10 protein-coding genes are annotated in these 13,287 nt (G+C 66.0%); 4 read left to right on the forward strand and 6 right to left on the reverse strand.

Features of this window, described 5'->3' with window-relative positions; translation table 11 throughout:
- Nucleotides 1-113: 113 nt before the first annotated feature.
- The 3 genes from FA89_RS04605 to FA89_RS04615 form a co-directional block, all read right to left on the reverse strand.
- Complete coding sequence (locus FA89_RS04605) at nt 114-1,196, reverse strand: PA0069 family radical SAM protein (protein ID WP_036138649.1); 1,083 nt, start codon at nt 1,194-1,196, stop codon at nt 114-116.
- Between the two features lie 108 nt (nt 1,197-1,304).
- Entirely contained in the window at nt 1,305-2,969 is a 1,665-nt protein-coding gene (locus FA89_RS04610; protein WP_036138651.1) for an MFS transporter, read from the reverse strand.
- A gap of 10 nt (nt 2,970-2,979) precedes the next feature.
- Entirely contained in the window at nt 2,980-4,467 is a 1,488-nt protein-coding gene (locus FA89_RS04615; RefSeq protein ID WP_036143680.1) for a hypothetical protein, read from the reverse strand.
- Nucleotides 4,468-4,635: 168 nt separating this feature from the next.
- On the opposite strand from FA89_RS04615, the gene acs reads away from it, so the two are divergent.
- Together acs and FA89_RS04625 are read left to right on the forward strand one after the other, a co-directional pair.
- The gene (gene acs, locus FA89_RS04620) at nt 4,636-6,576 is read left to right on the forward strand and encodes an acetate--CoA ligase (protein WP_036138652.1); all 1,941 of its coding nucleotides are present in this window, start codon (nt 4,636-4,638) and stop codon (nt 6,574-6,576) included.
- 31 nt (nt 6,577-6,607) lie between these two features.
- Nucleotides 6,608-7,276, forward strand: a complete 669-nt coding sequence (locus FA89_RS04625) for a response regulator transcription factor (protein ID WP_036138653.1) — start codon at nt 6,608-6,610, stop codon at nt 7,274-7,276.
- A 37-nt stretch (nt 7,277-7,313) separates the two neighbouring features.
- Here FA89_RS04625 and FA89_RS04630 read toward each other — a convergent pair whose 3' ends face one another.
- Nucleotides 7,314-10,802, reverse strand: coding sequence for a hybrid sensor histidine kinase/response regulator (locus FA89_RS04630; protein ID WP_036138656.1), 3,489 nt, complete (start codon nt 10,800-10,802; stop codon nt 7,314-7,316).
- Between the two features lie 89 nt (nt 10,803-10,891).
- On the opposite strand from FA89_RS04630, the gene FA89_RS04635 reads away from it, so the two are divergent.
- Together FA89_RS04635 and FA89_RS04640 are read left to right on the forward strand one after the other, a co-directional pair.
- Nucleotides 10,892-11,518, forward strand: a complete 627-nt coding sequence (locus tag FA89_RS04635; RefSeq protein WP_036143682.1) for a 4'-phosphopantetheinyl transferase family protein — start codon at nt 10,892-10,894, stop codon at nt 11,516-11,518.
- 138 nt (nt 11,519-11,656) lie between these two features.
- Entirely contained in the window at nt 11,657-12,400 is a 744-nt protein-coding gene (locus FA89_RS04640; RefSeq protein ID WP_036138659.1) for a pyridoxine 5'-phosphate synthase, read from the forward strand.
- Nucleotides 12,401-12,451: 51 nt separating this feature from the next.
- Here the strand turns inward: FA89_RS04640 and FA89_RS04645 are convergent, their stop codons facing one another.
- Nucleotides 12,452-12,859 carry an ExbD/TolR family protein gene (locus tag FA89_RS04645; RefSeq protein WP_036138661.1) on the reverse strand — a complete coding sequence of 136 codons (408 nt, stop codon included), beginning with the start codon at nt 12,857-12,859 and terminating at the stop codon, nt 12,452-12,454.
- A gap of 5 nt (nt 12,860-12,864) precedes the next feature.
- A complete protein-coding gene (locus FA89_RS04650) occupies nt 12,865-13,278 on the reverse strand; it encodes an ExbD/TolR family protein (RefSeq protein ID WP_036138663.1) in 414 nt (137 codons plus the stop codon).
- Nucleotides 13,279-13,287: the final 9 nt, after the last annotated feature.

Consider the following 13,287-nt stretch of genomic DNA (forward strand, 5'->3'; position numbering starts at 1 on the left):
TTGGCTGAAATGTCTTTCACGCGGCTAGTTTGAGAAGTTAAAAAACTTTAAACGCTACGCTGGAAGTTGAGGTATAGCGTGCTATGTTCTTAAGCGTTTCGACTTTCGCTCGGCTAAAATAATTCCCCCTGCGGCGAGTGCGCCCGGGGTGCTACGAACGCCGACGTATTCAACACCGTATCCCAAGCCCGTTCCAATCCCGCCTTCCGCGTCGCCACCTGCACCCGCTTCCGAATGATGTCCGCAAACACCCCCTGCCCGCGCATGCGCGTCGCAAAATTGCTGTCGTAATCCTTACCACCATTCATCTGCTGAATCAGGCTGATGATGTGCGCCGCCCGATCCGGGTAATGCAACTCGAGCCACTCGCGAAACAGCTGCTTCAACTCGTGCGGCAAACGAACGCAGGTATACCCGATCGAATTCGCCCCCGCTGCACCGGCTTGCTCGATGATCGCTTCGACGTCCTTCTCGTTGAGTGCCGGGATGATCGGTGCCACCAGCACACCCACCGGCACGCCGGCATCGCGCAGCGTCTTCACCGCCTGCATCCGCCGATGCGGCGCACTCGCGCGCGGTTCCAGCTTCGACGCCAGCTTGTTGTCCAGCGAGTTGATCGAGATGAACACCTGCACCAGCTTGCGCTCGGCCATGGGCACGAGGATGTCCAGGTCGCGTTCGATCAACGCGTTCTTGGTGACGATGGTGCAGGGATGGTTGCACTCGTCCAGCAGCGCGAGCGCCGCGCGGGTGAGCCGCCAGGTTTTCTCGATCGGCTGGTAAGGATCGGTGTTGCTGCCGATGTTGATCGGCTGGCAGGTGTAGTTCTTGCGCGCCAGCTCGTGGCGGAGCACGTCGGCCAGGTTGCTCTTGGCGAACAGCTTGGTCTCGAAATCCAGGCCCGCCGACAGGTTGAGGTAGCCATGCGACGGCCGGGCGTAGCAGTAGATGCAGCCGTGCTCGCAACCCCGGTAGGGATTGGTGGCGCGGTCGAACCCGATGTCCGGGGAGTCGTTGCGCGTGATGACGCTGCGGGCGAGTTCCTCGCGCACCTCGGTGACCGGGCGACGCGCATCTTCTTCACGCGCCCAGCCGTCGTCCTCGGCGTGGTACCGCACGGACTCGAACCGGCCTTCCGGGTTGGAGGCGGCGCCGCGGCCTTTGTGCTTGCGGAACAGGGGGATAGGTGTCGACATGCGTACAAATGTACGCCTCTTTCGTCTCAGAAGTCGGGATACGGTTCGCAGAATGCCGAAAGCGAGCCAAGGTCGGGCGGGGCTGCCAGGCCACCGCCCGCCAGACCGTCAATCCTCCAGCGGCACATCCTTGGTCTCGCGCATGAAGAACAATCCGATCACGAAGGTCATCAACGCCACGGCCACCGGATACCACAGGCCGTAGTAGATATCCCCCTTCCACGCCACCAGCATGAAGCCGATGGTGGGCACGAAGCCGCCGAACCAGCCGTTGCCGATGTGGTACGGCAGGCTCATGGACGTGTAGCGGATGCGCGTCGGGAACATCTCCACCAGCCACGCGGCGATGGGCCCGTAGACCATGGTGACGTAGAGCACCAGGATGGCCAGCAGGAGCACCAGCATCGGATAGTTCGCCTGTGCCGGGTCGGCCTTCTCGGGGTATCCCGCCGTCTTCACCTGGGCGGCGACCTTCGCGGTGAACGCCTTGCTCTGCTCGGTGAAGGCCGCCTTGTCCAGGCTGCCACCCTCGAACGATTCGATCACCGCGTCGCCGATCTTCACCGTGGCCAGCGTGCCCGCGGGTGCGGCGGCGTTGGTATACGGAATGCCCTTCTTCGCCAGCACGCTCTTGGCGACATCGCACGAGCTGGTAAAGGTCTTCTTGCCCACCGGGTCGAACTGGAAGGTGCAGGCTTCCGGATCGGCGGTGACAATCACCGGTGCGGCCGCGGCGGCGGCTTCCACGGCGGGATTGCCGAAGTGGGTCAGGCCCTTGAAGATCGGGAACATCGTCAGTGCCGCGATCAGGCAACCGGTCAGCACCACCGGCTTGCGACCGATGCGGTCGGACAGCCAGCCGAAGAAGACGAAGAACGGCGTGCCGATCAGCAACGCGCCGGCGATCAGCAGGTTGGCGGTGGTGCCGTCGATCTTCAGGCTTTGCGTCAGGAAATACAGCGAATAGAACTGGCCCGTGTACCAGACCACGGCCTGGCCGGCGGTGGCGCCGAACAGTGCCAGGATCACCAGCCGCAGGTTCTTCCATTGGCCGAAGGCTTCGGTCAGCGGCGCCTTGGACTGCTTGCCCTCGGCTTTCATCTGCTGGAACACCGGCGACTCGTGCAGTTGCAGGCGGATGTAGACCGATACGCCGACCAACACCGCGGAAAGCAGGAACGGAATGCGCCAGCCCCAGGTTTCGAACGCCTCGGTGCCCAGGCCCAGTCGCGTACCAAGGATAACCAGCAGCGAGAGGAACAGGCCGAACGTGGCGGTGATCTGGATGAAGCTGGTGTACAGCCCGCGCTTGCCCGGCGGCGCGTGCTCCGCCACGTAGGTCGCGGCGCCACCGTATTCGCCACCCAGGGCCAGGCCCTGCAACAGGCGCAGCAGGATGAGCAAGACGGGCGCGGCCACGCCCATCGTCGAATAACCGGGCAACACGCCGACCAGGAACGTCGAGGTGCCCATGATCAGGATGGTGACCAGGAAGGTGTACTTGCGCCCGATCAGGTCGCCGATGCGACCGAACACGATGGCGCCGAACGGACGCACGGCAAAGCCGGCGGCGAACGCAAGCAGGGCGAAGATGAACTGGCTGGTCTCGTTCAACCCCGTGAAGAACTGCTTGCCGATCAGCGCGGCCAGCGAGCCGTAAAGGTAGAAGTCGTACCACTCGAACACGGTGCCCAGGCTGGACGCGAAGATCACGCGCCGGTGGCTGGTGCCAATGCTGCCGTCGGCACGCAGGCCGCTTGCGGTAGTCGCCATGTCGCTCCCCTTAGAACCGGTAGTTGCCGTTGAGCGTGAGTTCGTTGCCGGCGGTTTTCTGCCGGCCCAGGCCGTTGGTGGTGGTCGAGTCGAGGTTGGCGTGGATCCACTCCACGCTGAAGTCGAACGGGCCCGTGGTGTACTGCAGGCTGGCCGCCTTCTGGCGGCTCTTCAGCAGGCCGGGGGTGTTCGCCGCGCGCCAGCGCAGCACGTCGTTCTCGTCGGGCTTGCTGACCGAGGCGAAGGCATACACCGTCCAGTGCGGGTCGAACTTGTAGCCCGCCTGCAGGTAGCCGCCCTTGTCCTTGATGTCGCCGAACTGCGAGAGGTCGCCGAACAGTTCGCCGATCGCATTGCCGGTGTACACCACGCTCTTGAAGATGAACTTGCCGGGCGTCCACAGGCCGCCCAGTTCCACCGCCGTGCTCTTCAGGTTGCTCTTGATCGGCGTGGCGGTAAGGCCATCCACGCCGTGCAGGTCCACCTTGCTGTAATGCCCGGCCACGAAGGCCTGCCAGTTGCCGCCCTTGGCGGTGAGGCGGGCTTCCACCTGCGGCTTGAAGCCCGCGTTGCCGGCGGTCTGGTAGTTAGTGGTCGCGTTGGCACCGGGACCGTTCCAGCTGCCCTGCAGCACCGCCATGTCGAAGCGCCACTTGGTGCCTTCGGAACCGCGGTTGAGTTCCTGCATCCAGATGGCCCCTGGGAAGCGCCAGCCGATCACGCCGCTGCCGTAGCCCAGCGGAAACGCGATATGCGACAGCGACTGCGGGATGTAATCCAGCGGGAACATCAGGTCCCACATCTGGCCGATGCGGAACGTGGTGCCGGTGCTGGCGTTGGCGATATCCATGTACGCCTGGCGCATACGCAGCTCCGGCTGCGAGCCGGCATAAGCACCGGTGCCGTTGAAGCCACCGAAGAAATCCATCTCGATGCGGCCGCTGCCGGCCCAGTTCTCGTTGAACTTTGCCCCGGTGAAGTCCAGCCAGAAGCGCGTGTTGCGCACGTCCACGCCGCTCACACGGCCATCGGCGCGATTCGCGCCGCCGGCGGGGATCGGATACTCCGAGTTGGCGCCGTTGCCGTAGGTATAGGCCTTGTTCTGCGTGAAGGCGCTGGCGTTGATGAAACCGTGCAGCGCCAGCGATACCCCGGGCGCGGTGCCCGTGGTGAAGGCCGGTTTGGCCGGGACGGTGGCGACCACCTTCTCGACCTTGGCCACTTTCTCCTCGGTCTGCTGCGATTGCGCCTGCGCCGCCTGGGCCGTGGTCGCGGCCTCCGTGGTCTGCGTCTTTTGCTCCTGGATCATCGCCTTCAGTTCCGCCAGCTGCTGCTCGAGCTGGTTGACCCGCGACTCCAGCGCCGCCTCGCGGCTCGTGGTTTTCTTCGATCGCGACTGGGCGTGGGCGAGGTCCGGCACCGCCACCATCGGCAGCATGAGGGCACAGGCGACACTGAGGGCGATGGCCTTGCGGCCACCGTAACGGTTCGTCTTCATCATGGTCTCCCCAACCATTGGCAGCGCGAGCATGTGGCCGTTACGGCCGGGGTTCCATTCGCCAAAGGTCGAAACTCGACCAAAGTCGTAGCTGGTGCGACCCCTGGGGTCGCGTGGCGGGGATAAACTTCCCCTCATAGCCCCAACGCCGTCCTTACAGGAGCACGCATGTCCGACATCCATCCCGTCGATCCCGCCTTCGCCGCCACCGCGCGCGTCGGCAAGGCCGACTACGAGGCCAACTACGCCCGCTCCGTGCAGGACCCGGAAGGCTTCTGGAAGGACATGGCCACGCGGATCGACTGGATCGTGCCGCCGAAGAAAATCAAGGATATCTCGTTCGACCCGGCCGACCTGCACATCCGCTGGTACGAGGACGGCCAACTCAACGTGTCCGCCAACTGCCTCGACCGGCACCTGGCGACGCGCGGCGACAAGACCGCCATCATCTTCGAGGGTGACGACCCCGGCGAGTCGCGCAGCCTGACCTACCGCGAGCTGCACACCGAGGTCTGCAAGTTCGCCAACACGCTGAAGAACCTGGGCGTGGCCAAGGGCGACCGCGTGCTGATCTACCTGCCGATGATTCCCGAAGCGGCGGTGGCCATGCTGGCCTGCGCACGCATCGGCGCCGTGCACTCGGTGGTGTTCGGCGGTTTTTCGCCGGATTCCGTGGCGGCACGCATCGCCGACTCCGGCGCCAAGCTGGTCATCACGGCCGACGAAGGGTGTCGCGGCGGCAAGAAGATCCCGCTCAAGGCGAACGTGGACGAATCGCTGAACCGCCCGAATACCAACAGCGTGCATACCGTGGTGGTGGTGCGCCGCACCGGCGGCGCCATCCACATGCAGTCGCCGCGCGACCGCTGGTACCACACGCTGATGGAAGGCCAGTCCGCGGAGTGCGCGTACGAGGCGATGAACGCGGAAGATCCGCTGTTCACCCTGTACACCTCCGGCTCCACGGGCCAGCCCAAGGGCGTGCTGCACACCAGTGCGGGTTACCTGGTCTATACCAGCCTCACGCACGAGCTGACCTTCGACCTGCGCGAGGACGACATCTACTGGTGCACGGCCGATGTGGGCTGGATCACGGGCCACAGCTATGTCGTGTATGGCCCGCTGGCCAACGGCGCCACCGTGGTGATGTTCGACGGTGTGCCCAACTACCCGGACTTCAGCCGCTTCTGGCAGGTGGTCGACAAGCACAAGGTAACGCTGTTCTACACCGCGCCCACCGCCATCCGCGCGCTGATGCGCGAGGGCGACGAGCCGGTAAAGAAAACCTCGCGCAAGAGCCTGCGCGTGCTGGGCACGGTGGGTGAGCCGATCAACCCGGAAGCCTGGAACTGGTACCACCGCGTGGTGGGCGAATCGCGCTGTCCCATCGTCGATACCTGGTGGCAGACCGAGACCGGCGGCTTCATGATCACGCCGCTGCCCGGTGCCACCGCCCTCAAGCCCGGCTCCGCCACCACGCCGTTCTACGGCATCGTGCCGGCCATCGTCGATGCCGAGGGCCGGCCGCAGGAAGGCGCGGCCAGCGGCAACCTGGTGATCACCGATTCGTGGCCGGGCCAGATGCGCACGGTGTACGGCGACCACCAGCGTTTCATCGACACGTATTTCAAGACCTATCCCGGCAACTACTTCACCGGTGACGGCGCACGCCGCGATGAGGACGGTTACTACTGGATTACCGGTCGCGTGGACGACGTGATCAACGTATCCGGTCATCGCATCGGCACCGCCGAGGTGGAGAGCGCTCTCGTGTCGCACGCCAAGGTCGCCGAGGCGGCCGTGGTCGGCTGCGCCCACGACATCAAGGGCCAGGGCATCTATGCCTTCGTCACGCTGAAGGCAGGGGAGAGTGGCAGCGACGAGCTGGCGAAGGAACTGGTGGCCGCGGTGCGCAAGGAGATCGGTCCGATCGCCGCACCGGATCACCTGCAGTGGGCGCCGGGCCTGCCGAAGACGCGGTCGGGCAAGATCATGCGGCGCATCCTGCGCAAGATCGCAGAGAACCAGCCCGGCCAGCTGGGCGACGTGTCCACGCTGGCAGACCCGGGCGTCGTGCAGAACCTGGTCGACCAGCGGTTGATCCGGTGATGTCCGGCCGCCCGTGTCGTCGCGGTCGCTGATGGCCGACGTCCTCATCGCCGACGACCATCCGCTGTTCCGCGATGCCTTGCAGCGCGCGGTGCTGGCGGCGTTGCCCGATGCCGTCGTGCACACGGCGGACAGCGTGCCGGCGCTGTTCGCGCTGATCGAATCGTTGCCGGACGCGGACCTGCTGCTCATGGATCTGCACATGCCGGGCGCACGCGGCTATTCCGCGCTGGCACATATCCGCGGCCAGTACCCGGGGCTGCCCACGCTGGTGGTTTCGGGACACGAGGAAGCGCAGGTGGCGCGTCGCGCCCTGGGGCATGGTGCGTCTGCCTACATCCCGAAGTCGGCCTCTGTCGAACAGATCGTGGAGGCGGTGCGTACCGTACTGGACGGCGACGTGTGGCTGCCGCACCAGCTGGTCGGTGGCAACGTGGAGCTCAAGCCCGACGAGGCGGCGGTCGCCGCGCGCGTGGCGTCACTCACGCCGCAGCAATTTCGTGTGCTCGGCATGATCGCCGAGGGCTTGCTCAACAAGCAGATCGCCTACGACCTGGGTGTCTCCGAAGCCACGGTGAAGGCGCACATGACGGCGATCATGCGCAAGCTGGGCGTGTCCAACCGCACGCAGGTGGCGCTGGCGGCAAGCCACCTGGACGTGGACAAGGAAGCCTTCCCCGGAAACACCGCGGAACCCTGAAACGCCGCAGCGCGGGGCAACCGGGCGTGGCATCGACTCATCCCGCGCCGGCGCCGGTACCTGTGCGTTTCGCCAGCGCCACCAGCAGCGCGCGCAGCGCGGCCGGCCGCACCGGCTTGTGCAGCACCGGGTATCCCAGCGTACGCGCACGCTGCTTCAGCGCCGTGCTGCCGTCGGCCGTGACCAGGGCCGCGGGCGGCATCGGCACGATGGTCGTGCCGATGTGTTGCAGGGCGTCCACGCCATCCATGCCTTCGCCCAGGTGATAGTCGGCGAGGATGAGATCCACGTGCGTGCTCGCGAGCACCGCCAGCGCCGCGGGTACGTCGATGGCCACGCGGCAATCCACGCCCCAACGGCCCAGCAGGGCCTGCATGCCCTCCAGGATGGTGTCGTCGTTGTCGAGGCACAGTACCGTCAGCGGCAGTTGCTCGCCGCCGGGACGCGCCATCGTCGGTGCGCGCTTGCGCGATACCGCCGCCGTGCGTGGCACGGTGATGCTGAAGCAGCTGCCACGCCCGACCCGCGAGCGCAGTCCCAGTGTATGGCCGAGGATGCCGGCCAGGCGCTCGCAGATCGACAGCCCCAGGCCGAGACCTTTTTCGCCCCACGGCGACGGACGCTCCAGCCGCTGGAACTCACCGAAGATGCGTGCCTGCTGCTCCGGCGCGACACCGGGCCCCGTATCCCATACCTCGATGCGCAGATGGTCCCCCTCATGGCGCACCCCCAGCACGACGCCACCCGTGCGCGTGTAGCGCAACGCGTTGGAGAGGAAGTTGGCCACGATGCGTCGCAGCAGCTGCGCGTCCGAGCGCACGGAAAGCGATGACGGCACTACGTGAAGCGTGAGGCCGCGCTGCTCGGCCACCACGGCAAACTGCTGCTTCAGCGAATCGAACAGGTCCGCGAGGGCGAAGGGGAGTACCTCGGGCCGGTAGCTGCCGGCATCCAGGCGCGAGACATCCAGCAAGGCATCCAGCAGGTCCTCGGCCGCGCGGAACGACGCATCGATGCGTTCGGCCAGGCCGGCCGCTTCCGTGTCCAGGCCTGGATGTTGGCGCAGCGCCGAGGTGAACAAGCGGGCGGCGTTCAACGGTTGCAGAAGGTCGTGGCTGGCGGCAGCAAGGAAACGTGTCTTCGACGCATTGGCCGCTTCCGCGTCGCGTCGCGCCATCGCCGTGGCGTTCAACGCCTCCGACAACTCGGCCGTACGTACCTCCACCCGTTGTTCCAGGGTTTCGTTCGCATCGATAAGGGCCTGCTCCACGGTCTTGTACGCGGTGACATCGGTGAACGTGGTGACGAAGCCGCCGCCGGGTAGTGCGCGGCCGCGCATCTCGATCACCGTGCCGTCGGGGCGTACGCGCGAGAACACGTGCGGCGAGCCGGCACGCATGTAGCGGATACGCTTGGCGACATGCTCGTCCACCTCGCCGGGCCCGCATTCGCCGAGCTCGGCGTTCCAGCGGATCAGGTCCGCCACGGGCAGGCCGACGTAGACCATCCCTTCGGGATAGTCGAACAGCTCCATGTAGCGGCGATTCCATGCCACCAGGCGCATGTCGCCATCCACGACGCTGATGCCTTGCGAGACGTTTTCCAGCGTCGTGGACAACAGTTCGCGGTTGAAGCGCAGTTCCTGCGAGGCTTCGTCGAGCAGCGCCATGGCCTCGGCGATGTCCAGTCCGGTACCGGACAGCGCACCCATCAGGATGCGTCGTGCGCTGGCCGCGCCCACGGCGCTCGCCAGCAGGCGTTCGGTGAACTGGATCAACGGACGGTCCGCGGCATCCGACGACACCAGTGCCACGCCGTGGCGCTCGCCGTATTCATGGAACGCACGCGCGGTGACGCGCTCACCGACGATACGGCCGGCGATGGTGCCCAGGTCGCGCACGGTGACGCGACCGCGCCAGTCGCCGGCGCCGCCGGCGCTGCGCACGAAGGGATCGACGAACAGCGCCGCGTGCAGCCGCTCGGCCACGCTGGGTCGAAAGCGCAGGGAGATGAAGACCAGGCAGCCGACGTTGGTCAGCAGCGACCAGAAGGTGCCGTGCGTCACCGGCTCCCAGCCGGTCAGGTGGAACAGTTCCGTGGGTTTCAGCCAGGCAATGCCGAACGGCCCATCCCGCATCCATGAGGTACCGATCCATCCCGCACGCGTCATGGCGGGTAGCAGCAGGGTATAGGCCCACACGGCAAAGCCGGCCAGCAGGCCAACCTGCACGCCGCTGCGGCTGGCACCGCGCCAGTACAGGGCGGAGACGATGGCCGGCGCGAACTGCGCCACCGCAGCGAAGGAGAGCAGGCCCGTGGCGGCAAGGTTTTCCGCATCCGCGATGATGCGGTAGTAAACGTACGCCATGGCGGCCAGGCCGACGATCGCGATGCGTCGGATCAGCAGCACGGTGCTGGACAGGTCCGCGCGCTTCTCCAGGTCCAGGCGGCGGATGCGCAACAGCATCGGCATGACCAGGTCGTTGCTGATCATCGTGGCGAGCGCCACCGCTGCGACGATCACCATGCCGGTGGCCGCGGAGAAGCCGCCGATGAAGGCGAGCAGGGCCATGCCCGTGTCGCCGTGTGCGAGCGGCAGGTTCAGTACCCACGCATCCACGTGGCCACCGGTCACCTGCGGCAGGCCCAGGCCGGCGCTGACGATCGGCAGCACGGCGAGCGAGATCAGCACCATGTAGATCGGGAACAGCCAGCGGGCCCGGCGCAGGTCGCGCGGGTCCTCGCATTCCACCACGCCGATCTGGAACTGGCGCGGCAGGCAGAACATGGCGCAGAAGGCGAGCAGGGTCTGTGCGACGAACCCGGGCGGCATGCTGCCTTTCTCGATCTGCTGGAGCGGCGCCCGCAGCGTTTCCTGCAGGCCGGGGCCATGTCGCCAGGCGTAGATGCCGATGGCGACGAAGGCCAGCAGCTTGACCAGCGACTCCGCCGCCACGGCCAGCATCATGCCGTGGTGGTGTTCGGTGGCATCGATGGTGCGCGTACCGAACAGGATCGCGAAGACAGCGAGCAGGGCGGCGCACCACAGGGCCGTGTCACCGAACCACCACGCGGAGTTACCGGCGCCGAGCACGGCGAACGACATCGCCACGGCTTTGAACTGCAATGCGATGTACGGAATGATGGCGACCACGGCGATCACGGCCACCAGCGCCGCCAGGCCGTGCGACTTGCCGAAGCGCGCAGCGATGAAATCGGCGATCGAGGTGATGTTGCGCTCCCGGGCCACCAGCACCAGGCGCTCGAGCAGGCCGAAGCCCAGCACGAACAGCAGCAGCGGTCCCAGGTAGATCGGCAGGTAGGCCAGCCCGGAACGCGCCGCCGTGCCGACCGCGCCGTAGAACGTCCACGACGAGCAATACACCGCCAGCGCCAGGCTGTAGACCAGGGGACGCAGTCGGGGTTGCCGCGGATACAAAGGACGACGGTCGCCCACGTAGGCGATGACGAACAGCAGCCCCACGTAAAGCAGGGCCACCAGCAGCAGAAGCCATCCTGCGATCACGTCACCTCGCTCCCCCTTCGACAGCGTTTCGATTCTAAGGCACGCGGGCGCACTTGCCGTCGTTGCCGTTCCCACGCAGCATCGTCACCATGCCCCAGCTCCCACCTATCCCGCCGCTCGCGGACGACGACATCCATGTCTGGCACACACCGTGGCCCGGCGGCAAAGGGGAAAGCCACTTCGCGGCGCTCGTCGCGGCATACGCCGGCCCCGGCGCACCGGCCATCGTTCGCGGCGACCAGGGCAAACCCCTGTTGCCGCCACCCTTCGACAGCCTGGGCTTCAGCTGGTCGCACAGCGGCGATGTCGCGGTGCTGGCGATCGGCCGGGGGCGGGCGGGATTCCTGCTGGGCGTGGACGTGGAAACGGAGCGCCCGCGTGCCCGGGCCCTAGAGCTGGCCCGCCGCTTCTTCGCGGCGGATGAGGCCGCCTGGCTGGAAAGCCTTCCCGAGGATCGACGCGTAGCCGGCTTCCTTGCCTTGTGGACTGCCAAGGAAGCCGTGCTGAAGGCCCATGGTGGCGGGCTGTCCTACGGCCTGCACCGTGCCGCGTTCACGATCCGCGGGGAAGATGCGCTGCCACTCGCGTTCGATGGCGACCTCGGCCCGGCCGACGCATGGCAGGTGCGGGCGCTGCCGCTGGGCGAGGGAAGGCGGGGCGCGGTGGCCTGGCGTGGGGGTGAACGCCGGGTCCGCGTCTTCACATCTTCGCTTTGAACCTTTTCGGCGTCGGCCGTGTCTCAGTTACGTGTGTGTGTGAGCCGTGGAGTGCGCCACAGGGAGGTGGCGCGTTATGCTGGGAAGACAGTCATTACGCACGTCGCGAAGGTGGCGTGCGTTTTTTTTGGACCGTCGATGACCCTACTCAGCGTCAACCTCAACAAGATCGCCGTGCTGCGCAACTCGCGCGGCGGCAGCGAGCCCTCGATCGCCAAGGCCGCGCACACGTGCATCGATGCGGGCTGCGGCGGTATCACCGTGCATCCCCGGCCCGACATGCGCCACGTCACCCCGGCGGATGTCCGTGTCATTGCCGGCCTGCTGCGCGGTCGCGTGGAATACAACATCGAGGGCAATCCCTTCGCGGCGGCACGCGGCGCCTATCCCGGCCTGCTGGAACTGGCACGTGAAGTACGCCCCACCCAGGTGACGCTGGTGCCCGACGGCGACGGCCAGATCACCTCCGATCACGGTTTCGATCTCACGGCCGACATCGAGACGCTCCGCCCCGTGGTGGCCGCGTTCCGCGAATTGGGCTGCCGCGTCAGCGTGTTCGTCGACGCCGGCGGCGCCGGGTTTGCGGAGGCCAGGGCTATCGGCGTCGACCGCGTCGAGTTGTATACCGGGCCCTACGCGGAGGCCTTCGAGCAGGGCGACGCGCGGCGCGAGCTGGCCGCGTTCGCCGACACCGCGCAGCGAGCGCAACAGGCGGGGTTGGCCGTGAATGCCGGCCACGACCTCAGCCAGGCCAACCTGGGCACGTTCAAGTCGGCCATCCCCGGGCTGGCAGAGGTGTCGATCGGCCATGCCCTGATCGGCGAGGCCTTGTACGACGGCCTGTCGCGAACGGTACGCGCCTACCTCGATATTCTCTCGTAAAAAAAACCCCGCCGAGAGGCGGGGTTTTCGTCTAACCGGACAGACCGTGGATCAGTTCGAGTTGACGAAACCAATCTTGGTCAGGCCCTGGCCCTTTGCGTCGGAAAGCACGCGAGCCACGGCCTCGTACTGTGCCGCGTCGTCCGCGTCGATCTGCAGTTCCGGCTGGTTCGACTGCTGGGCGATCACCGCGATCTGGGCCTTGAGGCCAAGCTCGTCAACCGGCGTATCGTTCCAATAGAGCGAGCCATCCTGGCGGATCTGCAGCCGGACGGGATCCGGCGGGTTCTCTGGGTTTTGCACGTTCGGATTCGGCTGCGGAAGATCGATCTTGATCTTATGCGACAGCATCGGAGCCGTGATCATGAAGATGATCAGGAGCACCAGCATGACGTCGACGAGCGGCGTCACGTTGATGTCCGCCATGGGACCACCAGAGTTGCCTGAACTGAATGCCATTTTCGTTACTCCTTGCCGGTCGACATGAAGCCGACGTGGACCATACCGGCTTCCTTGGCATCGCCAAGGATCTTCTTCACCACCTTGTACTCGGTGGTGCGGTCCGCACGGATCTGGAGTTCCGGCTGCGGCGACTTCGCCGCCGCAACCGCGAACTGGGCCTTCAGTTCAGCCTCGCTGACTTCACCGTCATTGAGGAAGTACGTACCGTCCGGCTTGACCGCGAGATCCATCGGTTCGACCGGGGTGTCATCCTTAACGTTCGGATTAGCCTTCGGCAGATCGATCTGGACCTTATGGGACATCAGGGGTGCCGTGATCATGAAGATGATCAGCAGAACCAGCATCACGTCGACGAGCGGCGTGACGTTGATTTCCGACATCGGGCCACCGCTGTTGCCACCGCTGGACATAGCCATGGGTCAGCT

The organism is Luteibacter sp. 9135 (assembly GCF_000745005.1).
GTDB lineage: Bacteria > Pseudomonadota > Gammaproteobacteria > Xanthomonadales > Rhodanobacteraceae > Luteibacter.

What these genes read in the sequence shown, in the direction of transcription:
- FA89_RS04605 (WP_036138649.1), bottom strand. Translation starts at nt 1,196, where the DNA reads ATGTCGACACCTATCCCCCTGTTCCGCAAGCACAAAGGCCGCGGCGCC.
- FA89_RS04610 (WP_036138651.1), bottom strand. Translation starts at nt 2,969, where the DNA reads ATGGCGACTACCGCAAGCGGCCTGCGTGCCGACGGCAGCATTGGCACC.
- FA89_RS04615 (WP_036143680.1), bottom strand. Translation starts at nt 4,467, where the DNA reads ATGAAGACGAACCGTTACGGTGGCCGCAAGGCCATCGCCCTCAGTGTC.
- acs (WP_036138652.1), top strand. Translation starts at nt 4,636, where the DNA reads ATGTCCGACATCCATCCCGTCGATCCCGCCTTCGCCGCCACCGCGCGC.
- FA89_RS04625 (WP_036138653.1), top strand. Translation starts at nt 6,608, where the DNA reads ATGGCCGACGTCCTCATCGCCGACGACCATCCGCTGTTCCGCGATGCC.
- FA89_RS04635 (WP_036143682.1), top strand. Translation starts at nt 10,892, where the DNA reads ATGCCCCAGCTCCCACCTATCCCGCCGCTCGCGGACGACGACATCCAT.
- FA89_RS04640 (WP_036138659.1), top strand. Translation starts at nt 11,657, where the DNA reads ATGACCCTACTCAGCGTCAACCTCAACAAGATCGCCGTGCTGCGCAAC.
- FA89_RS04645 (WP_036138661.1), bottom strand. Translation starts at nt 12,859, where the DNA reads ATGGCATTCAGTTCAGGCAACTCTGGTGGTCCCATGGCGGACATCAAC.
- FA89_RS04650 (WP_036138663.1), bottom strand. Translation starts at nt 13,278, where the DNA reads ATGGCTATGTCCAGCGGTGGCAACAGCGGTGGCCCGATGTCGGAAATC.